Origin of the sequence: Bariatricus sp. HCP28S3_A7 (assembly GCF_052066375.1) — a bacterium.
Classification (GTDB): domain Bacteria; phylum Bacillota; class Clostridia; order Lachnospirales; family Lachnospiraceae; genus Allocoprococcus.
The window spans coordinates 21,002-35,728 of record NZ_JBQHSG010000015.1 but is presented as its reverse complement, the minus strand read 5'-3'; the positions used below and the strand labels follow the sequence as shown (position 1 = coordinate 35,728).

Genomic DNA, 14,727 nt, shown 5'->3' with positions numbered 1-14,727 from the left:
CGGATTGGTGTATAATGGTTGTGTATCGTTATTAAAGGAGACAGAGATGATAAGACTAAAGTGTTTTCACGGCACTTCGTATGAAAATGCTCAGTCGATTCCTAACGATCAACATTTCCGCAAAAGTGATAATGAACAGTTGAGAATGGGTGTAGGAGCATATTTCTTCTGCCAAGCAGGAGATGACCCTGAGTATGCAATTAGATGTGCTAGAGAATTAGAAAAGTTTCAAATGCTGGTGCCTGTCACCGTAAAAAAAGTATAAACTGTAATAAACCTGTTGACAAGGAATGGTTAACAGGTTTAATATAAGGCACACAATCCGTAAAATAGGATAAAAGCTTATAAAGGAGGAAGATATGACTGTAAGTGAAAGAATATTTAAAATAATAGATGAAGAAAACATGACTCAGAAAGAGTTTTCGGAGAAGACAGGAATACCTCAAAGCACGATTAGTGACTGGAGAAAGAAAAACACGAATCCGGCATCAGATAAAATTCTGATTATATGTGAAGTATTGAAAGTAACACCTTATGAGCTGCTTTCAGGTGTAAAAGAAGAAGGCAGTAGAAGCAGTGGACTGAGATGCCAGATAATTGCAGAAGGAACAGAAGAAAATATGGTTTTAGAACTTTACGACACATTGGATCGTGATAGAAAGAACCGACTTCTTGGATATCTTCAGGCGTTAAGTGAAAGAAGATAATAAAAGGGATAATAAGGTTTAATATAATTGGGCAATTGTAACGGATATAATACGTAAAATAGGAATTATACTAAAAGGAGAAAACGATGTCAAGAGAAAAGAGGATATGGTACCCAGGAGCTTCTTATCATGTAATGAGTCGAGGAATACGTCGATCCGCTATCTGTAAGGATCAATTTGATTATGAGCAGTTTTGTATGATTCTGAAATGCACAATGGAAAAAGTACCATTTAAGCTTCACAGTTTTTGTATGATGACAAACCATTTACACATGCAGATTACAACAATGACAACAGAAATCGGAATCATAATGAATCGTCTGTTAAGCAGTTATGCGAAAAATTTTAATTATCGGTATGGATATACAGGTCACGTATTTGAAAGCAGATATACGTCATGTCTTATTGAGGACCCAGTATATTTTTTAGAGGTAAGCAGATATATACATTTGAATCCGGTTAGAGCAGGAATGGTTCGTGGACTATTGGATTATCCGTACAGTAGTTATGAAGATTATGTGTTACAGAAACCGAATCCATTGCTGGAAAAAGAAAGAATATTAGGATACTTTTCAAAAAATCCGGAGGAACAATATAGAATGTTTGTCGAAGGAGCATTATCGCATGCAGAGCAGGAAATGTTAATTCAGAAAGATATTGGGGAGGATGAAAATTGGCTACCGTGGTAAAAAGTATGTCTGTTCAGGGGATTGAAGGATTCGAGATTGAAGTGGAAGCAACTACCATCAGGGGACAACAACAAATGATTTCTATTATAGGACTAGGAGATCAGGCAGTGAAAGAAGCGGGAGAGCGGATTCAGGCAGCTCTTGAATTTTGTGGTTATGAGATTCCGAAAGAAAAAGTTATAATTTCGCTGGCACCGGGCAATCGCCGAAAAAAAGGTTCACATTATGATTTGGCGATGACGATTGCTTTATTGCAACAAACAGAACAGATCTGTGTAAAGAAGATAGAATCATATGCAATGATAGGTGAATTATCGTTAAACGGCAGAATTCGTCCATGTAATGGAATTCTACCAATGGTAACGGAGGCGAAGAATTGTGGAATAAAATCAGTGATTGCCCCATATGAAAACTGGAAAGAAGCAGAAAGTGTTACAGACATTGAGGTTATTGGAATAAGAACACTTCGAGAGGCTGTGCAGTTTTTGGAAGGGAAGAAGATACCATTAAAGGAAGGAAATATGGAGTATGTACAACATGATGGAACTGTGCAGTGGGGAGTTGATTTTTCGGATGTAAAAGGTCAGAGTGAACTGATAGATGCAATTGTTCTTGGAGCAGCAGGAGGGCATAATGTGTTAATGATAGGTGAGCCGGGGTGTGGAAAAACAATGATTGCAGAACGGATATTATCCGGCAAATTTTATGCTTGTAGCTGCCATGAATCCATGTCCGTGCGGGTATTATCCAGGAAGCAGATGCAGATGTACAGATTATGAAATTCTTCATTATAGGGGGAAGATTTCCGGACCTATACTAGAGCGTATAGATATTCAGAAAAATGTAAAACATGTGGATTATTTTAGTTTATCAGAGGAAAAGAGTGAACAAACGTCAGCAGATCTTCGTGAAAAAGTAGAAAATGCACGTAGGATTCAACAGGAACGCTTTAAAGATGAAACATCGATAAATTGTAATGCACAAATGAATACTCCGATGATTCAAAAGTATTGTAAGTTGGATGAGGAAAGTACGAAAATTTTAAAATCTGAAAGCGAAAAATATGGTTATTAAACTGTATAAAGGGACTTGGCCCTTTGCGTTGGCATGTGCTGCTTGAAGAATATGATAATCCATATGAAATTTATCAAAATAGAATGTTTTTAATCCCTCAAGGAAAGGTTACAGGGCAGTGCATAGAGTTAATTAAAGCAAATGCAGGTGTTGCTATGGAGAAAGCGAATAGAATTTGGGACGATTGTAATAAAATGGGAATTCATATTGTTAAATACGAAGATCTGGAATTTTCAGATAATATCAGGAAAAATAAGGAATTCCCAATTCTGTTTTATTACAAAGGAAAAATAAAAGCAAACTGGACACACGGAGTTGGAATCATTGGTGCACGACGATGTAGTCACTTAGGAAAAGAATGTGCTATCGAAACAACAGTAGGGGCAGTAAACAAAAGATGTCCAGTGGTAAGTGGTATGGCGAAAGGAATCGATTCGTATGCACATACTGCTGCGATAAAAAATGGTGGATATACGATTGCTGTTCTTGGGTTTGGAATTGATCAGTGTTATCCGGAAGAACATAGGAAGCTTTAAGAAACAATAGCCGAAAAGGGACTTTTACTCTCAGAATATCCTCCAGGTACTCCACCAGAAAAGTTTCGGTTTCCAAAAAGAAATCGGATTATTGCAGGGGTGTCGGATATACTTTATGTAATTGAAACAGGAAAAAACAGTGGAAGTAAGACAACCGTAAAAGCAGCAGAGAAATATCAAAGGAATGCCGGTGCCTGTCACCGTAAAAAAATAAGATCGATAGTAAGGAACATCATTGCATCATTGAGAAATACGAGAAATAGATTGATAATCGCTCCTGTCTATGCTAACATATTTGTAATGTAATAATTTGGTTACAAATCATCGTCGGAACTCATTTCTTTCGAGTCGGTGATATTTCTATTATTAAGGGAAGCGCTGTAAAATGCCAGAAGTAAATGAATATGAAAAAGAATGCAAAGTGATCCGTGAAAGAAATGCCTGTTTACTTGAGGTTTTTGAGAATGATATGAGTACCGAGAGCAATTAAGAGTACTGCTGCAAGTATAAAAAAATTCTACAAGTGTATGCTGGATCATGGTGAAATCAGTAAGGAAGATTATCAATATTTGTGCTCAGTAATTGAGTCTGATATGGATATCTGGCAGGCGGATTGTGAGCAGTTTAATGATCCGGACGCAGAGAATCCGTTCGCGTTTTTCTAGATTTGAAATTAAAATACATAATGAGGAGATGATATTTTGAAAAAAACAACATTATTAATCATGGCCGCCGGTATCGGTTCTCGTTTCGGGGGAGGAATCAAACAATTGGAGCCTGTCGGATTGCATGATGAGATCATCATGGATTATTCCATTCATGACGCGATTGAAGCCGGATTTAACAAAATTATTTTTGTCATCCGCAAGGATATCGAAACTGATTTCCGCGAGCGGATTGGAAATCGGATTGAAGCTGTATGTGGGAAAAAGGGCGTTGAAGTAGCTTATGCGTTTCAGGATCTGAATGACATTCCGGGTGAAGTACCTTCGGGACGCACCAAGCCGTGGGGAACCGGACAGGCTGTTCTTGCGGCAAAGGACATGATCCATGAGCCATTTATGGTGATCAATGCAGACGATTATTATGGAAAAGAAGCGTATCGTCAGATGCATGACTGGCTGGTGGTGGAGCACGCAGAGAATGCCATTGCCATGGCGGGATTTATTTTGAAAAATACATTATCCGATAACGGCGGTGTGACGCGAGGTGTCTGCAAGGTGGAAGACGGTCATACCCATGTTGTCGATGTGGTGGAAACCGGCAATATTGTAAAAACGGTTGATGAAGCCGGAGCTGTCGGAGCATCGGCTGACGGTGTGAAGCTTGATCCGGAATCTTACGTTTCTATGAATATGTGGGGCTTCCCGGCAGAGGATGGATGCGCACCGGCATTCTTGACGGTTTTGGAAGAAGAGTTCCGGACTTTTTTTGAGAAGGATGTTCCGGCGAATCCTTTGAAAGCAGAATATTTACTTCCGACTCTGATCGGCGGGCTGCTCCGAGAAGGAAAGTACACAGTTAAGGTACTGGAAACCAAAGATAAATGGTTTGGTGTTACATACAAAGAAGATAAAGAAGCGGTTATGGAAAGCTTCAAGAAACTGATCAGCGACGGGCTGTATCAGGAAGAATTATATTCGGATTTATAGAATGATGGAAAGCAGGCAAAATGGGAATTTAGCCGTTTTTGCCTGCTTTTTTTATTTTGCCTGCTGTAATTTTGAGGGAAAACAATAGAGCGCTGGGTACGGTTCGTGGTCAATTTGCTGACCACGAACCCGTTTCCCCACGTTACTCAAACTGGAATCCTTGATACGGGTTATATTTATTTTTGGCAATTTAAATTATAATGGACGGAGCGAATTGTAGCATTGATAATGAGCAACAAAACACAGGTGCTTATACTGTAACAGACTATTTCTTGGACTGCATCGTAAAAGCCATTATAACTTTGGAAGTATAGTTTCTGCTAATATGTATTTTGCTATGATCCATCATAATAATCGTATTTTCTGTTATTGATTTGATTTTAGACAGAGCAACAATATAATTTTGGGAACATCGAATAAAACCGTAAGATGATAAGAGTTTTAACTCTTTTGTTAGTGTTCCGTATTTGGAAAAGGTGCCACATTCGGTATGAATCGTTAATTGATGTCCACTAACTGTAATATAGTTGATATCATAAATATGAATTATTGACACAGAGGTCTTTGTTCTGCAAACATATTTACAGTGCATTTTTGTGTATAGGTCAAGTGCATTATCCAGACCGGATAGCCCATATTCATTTACAAAAGAAGTGAGTTTCTCTTGAAGATGCAGGTCCAGTGAGAGGTTTTGGGTTTGGTGCATAGTAATCTCCATTCCGCCGCTTTGGCTGGCGACACAAGTTCTTGGTGAAAACAGTCAAATTGAATGACTCTATATTAATAACAATTTAAAATAAAAAACTTACGCATATTCTTAAAAAGATTATAAAAAAAATCTATAAGCGTAAATAACAGAATATGATGCAGACAATACTGAATGTGTTGTGTGGGATTTGTCGAAAAAAGAGAAAAAAGTTATAATAAAATAGACATTTTGGTTTTTTTTACGAAGGAAAAAGTATATAGTAATCTTGTATGGAGAAATACAAATAAGAATGAAGAAGATGTATATAATATGAAAACGCAGACAAAGGATAAAAAAGACATTTTTTTTAATAATAGGATGGATATGAAATTATTATACATGGTAATTCTTTTGACGGCATTTGGAATTCTTTTTCTGACAGAGTTTTACAGTTGGAAAATGGATAGCTTCTATTTTTCCCGCAGGCAAATATTTATGGCTATAATAGGAGTATTTATGGCCCTGGTGATTTCCAGAATGAATTATAGAACGTTTCTGAAGATGGATTATGTTGTTGTGCCAATGATGATTATTTGCATGGTTGTGTTTCCAACTACGATCAGAAGAACAGTAAATGAATTATGGTTTTCGATTGGAGAGATATTTTCAATTCAATACAGCGAGCTGATGGAACTGCTGGCTTGTATGGTTTTGGCAGATGCAGTCAGTGAAAAAAGAAGGAATATGTGCAGTACTCGATTTCTGGTTCGATATGGTGTTCTGATCGCTCTTCTTGCGCTTTTTGGAAGTGCAAGATCTGTTTTGATTATTTCATGCATTGCCGTGATTGTTCTCTTTATAAAGAAACCACAGTTTATTATTTGGTTCATAGCTGTGGTTTGGTTCGGTCTATTTGTGGTTTTGTTCATCAATCATAACTTGCCCTTGCGGGTTCAGGTATGGCAGGATCCGTTTGGAATGTATGACAGAGGCGGCGTCGAGATTGTACAGTCCATATATGCGATTGCCTCTGGTGGATTCTTCGGAGTGGGAATCGAAGATACAAAGCTGATGAATTGTACGAGGAATATGAACTATGCCTACATAACGTCTGGGATTTTTCGCAAGATTGGATGGATTGGAATCGCGGGATTTCTGGTTGTTTATGCGTATTTTTTCTGGAGAGCAATTCGGATTACAACACGGATGAATGAACGGAGGGGGTTCTATATGGCAGCGGTTATTACAATCAGATATATGGTTTTGTTTGGAATAAACCTTTTGGTTGCAGTGAATCTGCTTCCGCCAACGAATGTGAGAATGCCTTTTGTAAGCTATAGTGGGACTGGTTTGATATTTGATTTCTTTTTGCTTGGGATTTTGCTCAGTATTTCCCGGAAAAGTCCGCAGACGGTATGGAGGCAAGAGTCATGAAAAGTGGGGGCGTTATTCTTCTGGTTGGTACAGTTCTGGTTATCTTGTTGGCCAGAGTTATCTGGAAAGCCAGAAATGGTAAAGAAAAGAAGACGCGGGAGTATTATGCATTTAAGTGTGTTGCCCTGTTGTTCGCTTTGGCAACGGATGTAATTGCCGCGCTTGCGGCTCCGATGTCATTCTGGGACATTCTGGCGGGGTTGCTTCATTTGGATCATCAGACTTCCGATTATTTGACTTTGCTGACAAAAGTGTTGATTGTAATTGTGTTTGTACTGTGCTGGTGGTTTGTCAGCAACACCTATCGTTATTGGGTAGGACCTGTCAGCAGAAGGCAGTATAAGCATGATGTGGAGGACATGGATGATGCGGCGGGAATTCTGAGAGATGCATTGCTGGTTATATCCGGAATCGGCAAAAAGAATCTGGACCTGAAGGAATACCGCCCATACCCAGATATGGAAGAGCAGCCGGAGAATGATTTTACCAGGGAATTGGTGTGGCATATTGAATTTGCGAGAATGTACAGATTGATGTCCAACCAGGCGCATATTGATGAAAAGAATGACTGGCATCAGCAGGAGCATTGCTTTATTTCATCTTATATGGACAATCATAAGATTGCAATATACTGTACAGATTCCATACCAACGGAACAGCAGATCAAGGATTTCCTGGATTATATTTTCAATTTTAACGAAGAATACTTTCGTATTATAGTGGCCGTAAGAGACGGAGAAGAACGTAATTATAAGGAATGTACAGATGGGCAAGAGATAGAATATATTTTTAAAAAGAATGCGTTGGATCAGTTAGTGGATTTTTCAGATTATTATAGAGCAATAAAGATGCTTTATAATAATCCGTTGATGGGAAGTACGCAATTCAAAATAGAGGATGTATATGTGGAGCCGGACTGTGCACTTAAAGGAGAAAAGAAACGTCATAAATTGAATGACTATATTTGGAAATGGCTTGGTGAGGATGAGAATAGGCAGTTGGCGTTGCTGGGAGATTTTGGGCAAGGTAAGACCCTGTATTCGATATATCTTACTTATCAGATGATACAGCAGAAAGCAGAGCGGATTCCGATCCTCATTCCTTTGAGAAATAAGTCGCCACGTAATTCCAGTCAGGCAGAAATACTGTCCTATTTTGCCGTTCAATATGGAATCAATGTGGAAGCGCTTATGATTCTTAATGCAAATGGACGTCTATTGCTGATTTTTGATGGATTTGATGAGATGGATCTGGTGGGAAATGACGACATTCGAAAGCGTCATTTTAGGAGTTTGTGGTCTTTAACAGCTTGCGGAAGAAGCAAGATTCTGATAACGGGAAGACCGAATTATTTTGTGAGTCCGGAGGAAATGAGTGCAGCGCTTGAAATACAGAAGGATACGAAAGAACTTCCCTATTGTCAGGAATTATGGCTTCAGCCGTTTGATGAAGGACAGATTCTGTCTGCACTTCGCAATGCAAAGAAATCGGTGCGTGATGGAATAGAGTATGTCCTGAAAAATAGAATTTCAAAATCATTTCTTGATTTGATCAGCAGGCCATCACATTTGTTTTTGGTGAGTCTGATCTGGGATGAAAGAGAATTGGAAAAGAAATATAAGAATTTGTCCTCGGCAATTATTATCAATGAATTCCTCCAGAATTCATTTGAACGACAGGCGGCAAAAAGCGGAGCGGATTCCTATTCTTATCTTTCGCCGGTGGAAAGAGAATATTTTATGATTGGGATTGCCGTTAAGATGTATAAGATGGGAATGGTTGCAATCTCATACGAAGTTTTTCATGAGACTGTCTGGGAATTATTGGAGTTATTCCCGGATAAATTAAGTCAGGAAAATTCTGTGTATATGAATATACGGAATGGTAAATCCGTGAAAGAGTTTGCAAGTCAGGATAAGAATTCGGCATGGGCAATCATCAATGACGTTCGTACCTGTGGAATACTGGTAAATGATTATGTCAATAATGGTATGGCTTTCGCACATAAATCATTTTTTGATCTGTTGGTTGCAAAATATTATATGGGGAAGCATTTTCGGCATCATGATCAGTACATGGTCATTGCAGATGCGTTGTCTCGAGCCAATACCTATAATTTGAAAAACATAAAAGAAATTGTGACCAGAAAGCTTCTGGCAGAATTGTTGGCAGCCCATATCAATATGACAGTTGGAAATGATATGGATGCATGCAAAAGAATATTCAGCCAATGTCAGAAAACGATTATGAATTTTCCAATCCGATATTCTCCGAGGGCATTACTGCGGATGTGCCTTGAAAAGGAAGGAAAGTCTGTGCTCGCATCGGGATATCGGAATCGAAGTAAAAGTGAGACCAGAAGATTTTTATTTCTGATGATACCGATTCCGATGTTGATACTGATTTATCTGGTGAGAAGTGCATACTTTGTTGTACATTATGGAGAGCGTGCCGCCGTGTATTTCAGCAACATGGAGTCGCAGAGAAGGTTCTATGAAGTCGGTAACGTGCCGGAAATGAATCAACTGCTGATTGCGGGAATTATGACGGGGGTGATTTTGGTGATGCTTTTCAGTATTGTCAGAGGGATTGTCACTGAATATATGAAAAGCAGAGCAGATCTGGTACTTCTTACATGGTATTATGCATGTCAGGAAAACGAAATACCTAATCAGTTGATTAAAAGTAATTTTTCAGAGAAGGAATGGAGATTTTTCCGTATATTCATAGAGGGGCGCGATTTAAACGAGTTGTAAGACGCAGAAGAATGGAAAGGACAAATGATTAAGTGAATATTTCTATTTTAATAGACGATTTTTTAAAACAAAATATTCAGTCTGAGGCTGAAGTGAGAAGCAAACTGATTGTTCCCTTATTGGAACTTTTAGAATATCCGAAGGATTTTAGAGCGGAAGAGTTTCCGGTATATGGATACGAAGGAAGTAAAGCATTAAAGACAAAAGCTGCTGATTTTTTACAATTTACATCCAATGAATTTGATGAACATAGAGGAAAATCTGATTCGGAAGTAGAATGGGTGTATAAACACAGTTTGCTTGTTTTTGAAGCCAAAAAGCCTAAAGAAAAAATATTGGTAAAAGGACAGCCGGTATTTTATTCCGCGTGGACAAAATCAGTTGCTTATATGATTTCAAATGGAACTGACATAGAAGGTTATGTGGTCAATGCAAATTATTCAGATACTTGTGTGTTCTCGTGTAAAGTTAAAGAGATTCCTGAAAAATGGGAAGAATTAAATCTTTTAAATTATAACCGGGTTTTAGAGTTGAAGAAATCTGCTGATGTAAAGGGAAAATGGACGAATCGAGATATTTATGAAAATTATAAAAATGCGATGCGGGTACGTTGTACGGAGGAGTTATGCACATGTGTGGATCGAAGTTTAAAGGAATTCACATATGATTTAAATATTATTAAGAATGGTGAAAGCAAAGGTTATGATGACATATTAGATAATACCTGTAAAATAATCACATCTGAACCCGGAGGTGGCAAGTCCTATCTGATGTGGATGTTGATGCGGGACTATCTGTCAAAATACAATGAGGATGAGGAGAAAATACCAGTCATTTTAGAAGGAAGATATTATGGCAAAGTATTCCATTCCATCGTAGATGGGATTTATGAAGAATTTAAGATGGTTTTACCTTATGTAACAAAAGAATTGATCGAAAAACGTTTGCGGGAAGGCGGTTTTATCATTTTGTTTGATGCATTGGACGAGGTAGAGCATGACTATGATGTTTTGGTGTATAATTTGCATCAGCTGAGACGTAATACGGATAATATAATAATTGTTACATCAAGAATGCAGAATTATAAAGGTGATTTTTGTACGGAGTTTGTGCACTATTCACTGGAACCATTAGATGATGATAGAGTGACTGAGTTGTTAAAACAATATTCTCATGGAGAGATGCAAGTCCAAATTCATCAAATACCAAAACAATTGATAGAGGTTATAAGAACGCCATTGTTTTTAAAAATGTTTGTTTCTATATCAAAGAAAGATAATCAATACAAAATTCCGTCTAATCATGCGGCATTATTTCAAGAGTATATTACTGAAAAAATGAAGGCACTTTCATGTTCGCTGTATGATGAAAATGTTATGAAATCTGTATTAGGCGAATATGCAATGTATAGTTATGAAAATGGTGATAGTACAGAACAATTTTTTGAGATTTTGGATAATGCCTGTGTTGGTTTAAATAAAACAAACATGTATGAAAAAATATGGAAAACAGGGTTGATGGCTGATGGTTTACAAGGAATAAAATTCTGCCATAAAGCACTTGAGGAATTTTTTATTGCCGTGGAATTGTCTACATGGAGTAAGGTGCAACTGATTTCCTGGCTGGATAGCAATGTATTAAAGGAAAGATATAATGAGGTTATTTGTTATTTGACGGGTATTATTTCGAATCAGCAGAAGCAGAATTATGTGTTGGATTACCTGGAAACTCATCATTTGCAGTTGTTTATAAAGGCGCTTGAGTCCAGAAGAAATTTTGATATTATTGAAATAGATTTGGACTCCGAATATGCCCAGAGCTATTATGCACAGATTTTGAAAACATACGATACCATAGTCCAAACGTATTTTTATAAAATACGTCATGTGTTTGACGGATATAATATACAAGGAGCTGGGAAAGTTTGTATTCGTGGAGATATGAGCTTTGCTCAAAAATCTATTTCCATGATAATTTACAATGGAACACCGGAGGCAAAAAACCTGGATGTTACGGTATCAGCAGAAAATGGCATGCATATGGTAACAGCAGATGGGGCAACGATACCAATAAATTCATCTGTATTTTCAATAGGAGTCCTGCATGAACGATATTATAATTTAGAGCTCTTGTCCTATGGATTTGATTCTTCAAGAGAAATTGCAGTTGATATTATTAAAAATCAAATCAAAGTAGCGTTAGATCAAAAAAGCGTATTTGATATTGATATAGATGTATTGTTGGTAGAGCGAACAGAAAAAGAGTTAAAAAAATTGCGAAATGAGAGAGAAATCAGAAAAGACATACGAGATTTGAGCTTATACGTTGACGATATAAGCAGTGTTATCAGTAAAGTAACTGAATCAGGGATTTTTAACCAGGACGTAGATAGGATTATAACTTTTTGCAAAGTATTAAAACTCAGGATGAATAACGCAGAGAATTTCTTAGATGTTAAGGCTGATTTAACTTTGGAACCGGGGAGACATTCCTATTGGTTTGATGAATTATATTCAGATGAGCAGTTAGTAAGGAAAATTGAAAGAATACTTACCCTGTCAAATGAAGCAGTACAAACGATAACGACGGACATCATTCCGGTGTTATCAACAGTAAGACCAGTAACCAGACTGATAGGTGTTGTTCATCGAAAAGGAAAATTTTCCGGAGTTAGTTATATAAGGGTAGAGGTTCGTAAGGATGAAGACACTGCTCCAATTATTGAGTTTCGAGAAGATGATATTCAAACATATCCTAATTTAGATTCATATTATGTTGATAAATTAAAACAAATTGGTAAGAGTGAAAATAGTGTTTTGGGATCAAATTCATCTGTTTTACACCTGTATTTTGGAGATGATGTATTCCATGATCTGATTTATGGAGAGATAAAAGAGGCATTTGTAAGCTTGTTAGGTAAATTATAACTATTAGAAACATAATTGGGTGAAAATAAGTTGCTTTTGCATTAAATTAGTAATAGAATGATAGAAAGTAGGCAAAATGGAATTTTAGCGGAGTTGAGCGCTTGTATGATGGCTATCTACTTTCTGATCTGCATATTTACAATCCGAGAGCTGTTGTAGGTGGGGACGGGTTTGTGGTCACTCTAGTGATCACAAACCGTCCTCCAGTTATTTAAATTGGAATCCTTTTTCACGAAGTGCCGGAATCAGAAGTTCCAGCGCTTTTACAGTCTCAGCATTATCATCATGAAAGATGATAATATCTCCATCTTGAACAGAACACATGACTGTGTCAAAGATATCCTGTGCGTTTGGTGATTTCCAGTCCCTGCTGTCGAGTGTCCAGAGCATCATCGGAATGCTGACGATTTTCTCGGTATCTTCTGTATATCTGCCATAAGGAGGCCGGAAATAGTTGGCCGAATAATCCGGCAGGATTTCCTGAATTTTCTTTTCTGTCAGCCGGAATTCGCGTTGAATTTCTTTACAGCTTAATGTGGTTAGATCAGGGTGGGAGAAGCTGTGCAGCTGGATTTCGTGGCCGCATGCATCCATTTCCCGGATGAGCTGCTCATTTTTCTCGACTTTTTCCCCGACCACGAAGAAGGTTGCAGGTACCTGATATTGATACAGGATATCCAGAACCTGTGGTGTATAGGTGGCGTTTGGACCGTCATCGAAGGTCAGCGTGATGGTAGGGCTGCAGGGATTATGCTCTACTTGGATTGGCTTACGCCTCTGTCGACTGCTGCCGAATAGGATTAGTGCACATGCCAGGCACAGGATAAACATTAGTATTAGGAGACAAAATAGCAGGTTTCGTTGTTTGGCGTTTTGCTGTTTCCGGATTCCTCGTTTTATTTTTCCCCGTTTCATCGCCATGCCTCCTTTTTAGGCAGTAGTTTGCTGAAGTATCCCTGCAGGGACGCGGTGCTCTGGATAAGCTGGAACAAGAATAAGAATCCGATGAAGCCGGACAAGCTGTTCCGGAATGGAATTTCAAGTTTTTTCTGGTACAGGTACATGCTCAGGTAGAGCAGGAGGCAGACTCCGACGGTAACTAAGGTGAGGCATCCTACGAAATAATAATATCCGAGGCATGCAAGCAGGATCCCCGGTATGAGTCCGAACAGGAAAGCGAGGTCGAGGTAGATCACGCAGACGTTCATGGATACGAAATAGCGGGAATAGCCGGTTCCCTGCCGCCAGGGAGGTACTTCGGATAAGCCTTCCAGCATCCCGATGGCCCAGCGCTTTCGCTGATTGTAAAGGCCGCGCAGGGTCTCCGGGACCCGGGCGTATCCGACTGCAGTCGGTTCGTAGGTGGAATAAAGTCCCTTCTGGAGAAGATGATAGGTCAGGACAATATCTTCGCCCATCACCGGTTTCCATCCGCCCGCGTCCCGGACGGCGTCGGTGCGGTAGGCACTGAACGCGCCCTGGGCTACCAGTGTGGAGCGGTAGCTTCCCTGAAAACGCTTCACTGCTGCGATGCTCAGCAGATACTCATAATTCTGCATGCGTGCGATCAGAGAGGATTTCGCATTCTGAACGAACAGATTGCCGGCGACGCAAGCGCTTCGTTGGGAAATGATGTGGTTCATGATCTTCTGTACTGCGTGCTTTTCCAGACAGGTATCCGCATCGACGGTGAGGAAAAACGGGGTGCAGACCAGCTTAAGGCCGTGGTTTAGCGCGAAAGCCTTGCCTTTTTGGTGGCAGTATACATACTCCAGGGAGCGATTCTGCTTTGGTTTATCCTGTGTGGGTTGCTTTTGATCGGAATAATCCTGACAGAGTCGCTTCTGCATCTCGCCTACAATCTCTTTTGTACGGTCATCGGAGACATTGTCAATTACGATAAGCCGGATATGACCGGCATATTGCTGGTTGAAAATCGCCTGGATGGAGCGCACAATCGATTTTTCTTCATTGTGGGCACACATCAGAATCGTGATATCTTCCTGTACATCCGGATATTTGTGGACTTTTAATTGCATCATGTTTGAGAAAAACATAGTACTCATCATAAAACCGGGGAGAAGAGCAATGCCGATGATGACCCACCAGACATAGAATGACGGGAGAAAATACGAGATTTCTTCTGCCCAGTAAACGGCAAAATATGATGAAATGGCAAGCCATATACCGCCAAGACTGATAGAAAGAATGAATTTCGATTTCAAAATATCACCTTTTTTTGTTTAGTATATGAATCGACAAAA

The 14,727-nt window shown here is 39.0% G+C and carries 12 protein-coding genes and 1 pseudogene; 10 read left to right on the top strand and 3 right to left on the bottom strand.

Translation table 11 applies throughout. The features are described 5' to 3' along the window. Positions 1-46 precede the first annotated feature (46 nt). The 7 genes and pseudogenes from ACTNA4_RS10920 (at position 47) to ACTNA4_RS10890 (ending at position 4,658) form a co-directional block, all read left to right on the top strand. A complete protein-coding gene (locus tag ACTNA4_RS10920; protein ID WP_441030026.1) occupies positions 47-265 on the top strand; it encodes a hypothetical protein in 219 nt (72 codons plus the stop codon). A 94-nt stretch (positions 266-359) separates the two neighbouring features. After that, positions 360-707 carry a helix-turn-helix domain-containing protein gene (locus tag ACTNA4_RS10915; RefSeq protein WP_441030024.1) on the top strand — a complete coding sequence of 116 codons (348 nt, stop codon included), beginning with the start codon at positions 360-362 and terminating at the stop codon, positions 705-707. Positions 708-793: 86 nt separating this feature from the next. After that, on the top strand, positions 794-1,396 hold the full coding sequence (locus tag ACTNA4_RS10910) for a transposase (protein WP_441030022.1): 603 nt from the start codon (positions 794-796) through the stop codon (positions 1,394-1,396). After that, the gene (locus ACTNA4_RS10905) at positions 1,390-2,175 is read left to right on the top strand and encodes a magnesium chelatase domain-containing protein (RefSeq protein ID WP_441030077.1); all 786 of its coding nucleotides are present in this window, start codon (positions 1,390-1,392) and stop codon (positions 2,173-2,175) included. Before ACTNA4_RS10910 ends, ACTNA4_RS10905 begins: the two co-directional genes overlap by 7 nt. Continuing rightward, on the top strand, positions 2,102-2,470 hold the full coding sequence (locus tag ACTNA4_RS10900; protein WP_441030020.1) for an ATP-binding protein: 369 nt from the start codon (positions 2,102-2,104) through the stop codon (positions 2,468-2,470). Before ACTNA4_RS10905 ends, ACTNA4_RS10900 begins: the two co-directional genes overlap by 74 nt. Positions 2,471-2,553: 83 nt before the next feature. After that, positions 2,554-3,312: pseudogene (locus ACTNA4_RS10895) on the top strand (DNA-processing protein DprA). 395 nt (positions 3,313-3,707) lie between these two features. Continuing rightward, the gene (locus tag ACTNA4_RS10890; RefSeq protein ID WP_441030018.1) at positions 3,708-4,658 is read left to right on the top strand and encodes a sugar phosphate nucleotidyltransferase; all 951 of its coding nucleotides are present in this window, start codon (positions 3,708-3,710) and stop codon (positions 4,656-4,658) included. 265 nt (positions 4,659-4,923) lie between these two features. Here ACTNA4_RS10890 and ACTNA4_RS10885 read toward each other — a convergent pair whose 3' ends face one another. Beyond that, positions 4,924-5,250: a LytTR family DNA-binding domain-containing protein gene (locus ACTNA4_RS10885; RefSeq protein WP_441030075.1), complete on the bottom strand. Its 327-nt coding sequence runs from the start codon at positions 5,248-5,250 to the stop codon at positions 4,924-4,926. Positions 5,251-5,538: 288 nt separating this feature from the next. Between ACTNA4_RS10885 and ACTNA4_RS10880 the strand changes: the two genes are divergently transcribed. Genes ACTNA4_RS10880 through ACTNA4_RS10870 form a run of 3 tightly spaced genes read left to right on the top strand, consistent with a single transcriptional unit; the run spans position 5,539 to position 12,463 of the window. Continuing rightward, on the top strand, positions 5,539-6,780 hold the full coding sequence (locus tag ACTNA4_RS10880) for an FtsW/RodA/SpoVE family cell cycle protein (protein WP_441030016.1): 1,242 nt from the start codon (positions 5,539-5,541) through the stop codon (positions 6,778-6,780). Next, positions 6,777-9,536: an NACHT domain-containing protein gene (locus tag ACTNA4_RS10875; protein ID WP_441030014.1), complete on the top strand. Its 2,760-nt coding sequence runs from the start codon at positions 6,777-6,779 to the stop codon at positions 9,534-9,536. Before ACTNA4_RS10880 ends, ACTNA4_RS10875 begins: the two co-directional genes overlap by 4 nt. Positions 9,537-9,568: 32 nt before the next feature. Beyond that, the gene (locus ACTNA4_RS10870) at positions 9,569-12,463 is read left to right on the top strand and encodes an NACHT domain-containing protein (protein ID WP_441030012.1); all 2,895 of its coding nucleotides are present in this window, start codon (positions 9,569-9,571) and stop codon (positions 12,461-12,463) included. Between the two features lie 207 nt (positions 12,464-12,670). On the opposite strand, the gene ACTNA4_RS10865 is transcribed toward ACTNA4_RS10870, so the two are convergent. Then, positions 12,671-13,378, bottom strand: a complete 708-nt coding sequence (locus tag ACTNA4_RS10865; RefSeq protein WP_441030010.1) for a polysaccharide deacetylase family protein — start codon at positions 13,376-13,378, stop codon at positions 12,671-12,673. Further along, positions 13,375-14,688 (bottom strand): glycosyltransferase, encoded by a 1,314-nt coding sequence (locus ACTNA4_RS10860; protein WP_441030008.1) that lies wholly within the window; start codon positions 14,686-14,688, stop codon positions 13,375-13,377. The genes ACTNA4_RS10865 and ACTNA4_RS10860 overlap by 4 nt, the downstream gene beginning before the upstream one ends. Positions 14,689-14,727 lie beyond the last annotated feature (39 nt).

Coding starts and splice junctions, on each gene's coding strand:
- ACTNA4_RS10920 (WP_441030026.1), top strand. CDS start 47: ATGATAAGACTAAAGTGTTTTCACGGCACTTCGTATGAAAATGCTCAG.
- ACTNA4_RS10915 (WP_441030024.1), top strand. CDS start 360: ATGACTGTAAGTGAAAGAATATTTAAAATAATAGATGAAGAAAACATG.
- ACTNA4_RS10910 (WP_441030022.1), top strand. CDS start 794: ATGTCAAGAGAAAAGAGGATATGGTACCCAGGAGCTTCTTATCATGTA.
- ACTNA4_RS10900 (WP_441030020.1), top strand. CDS start 2,102: ATGCTTGTAGCTGCCATGAATCCATGTCCGTGCGGGTATTATCCAGGA.
- ACTNA4_RS10885 (WP_441030075.1), bottom strand. CDS start 5,250: ATGCACTGTAAATATGTTTGCAGAACAAAGACCTCTGTGTCAATAATT.
- ACTNA4_RS10880 (WP_441030016.1), top strand. CDS start 5,539: ATGTGTTGTGTGGGATTTGTCGAAAAAAGAGAAAAAAGTTATAATAAA.
- ACTNA4_RS10875 (WP_441030014.1), top strand. CDS start 6,777: ATGAAAAGTGGGGGCGTTATTCTTCTGGTTGGTACAGTTCTGGTTATC.
- ACTNA4_RS10865 (WP_441030010.1), bottom strand. CDS start 13,378: ATGAAACGGGGAAAAATAAAACGAGGAATCCGGAAACAGCAAAACGCC.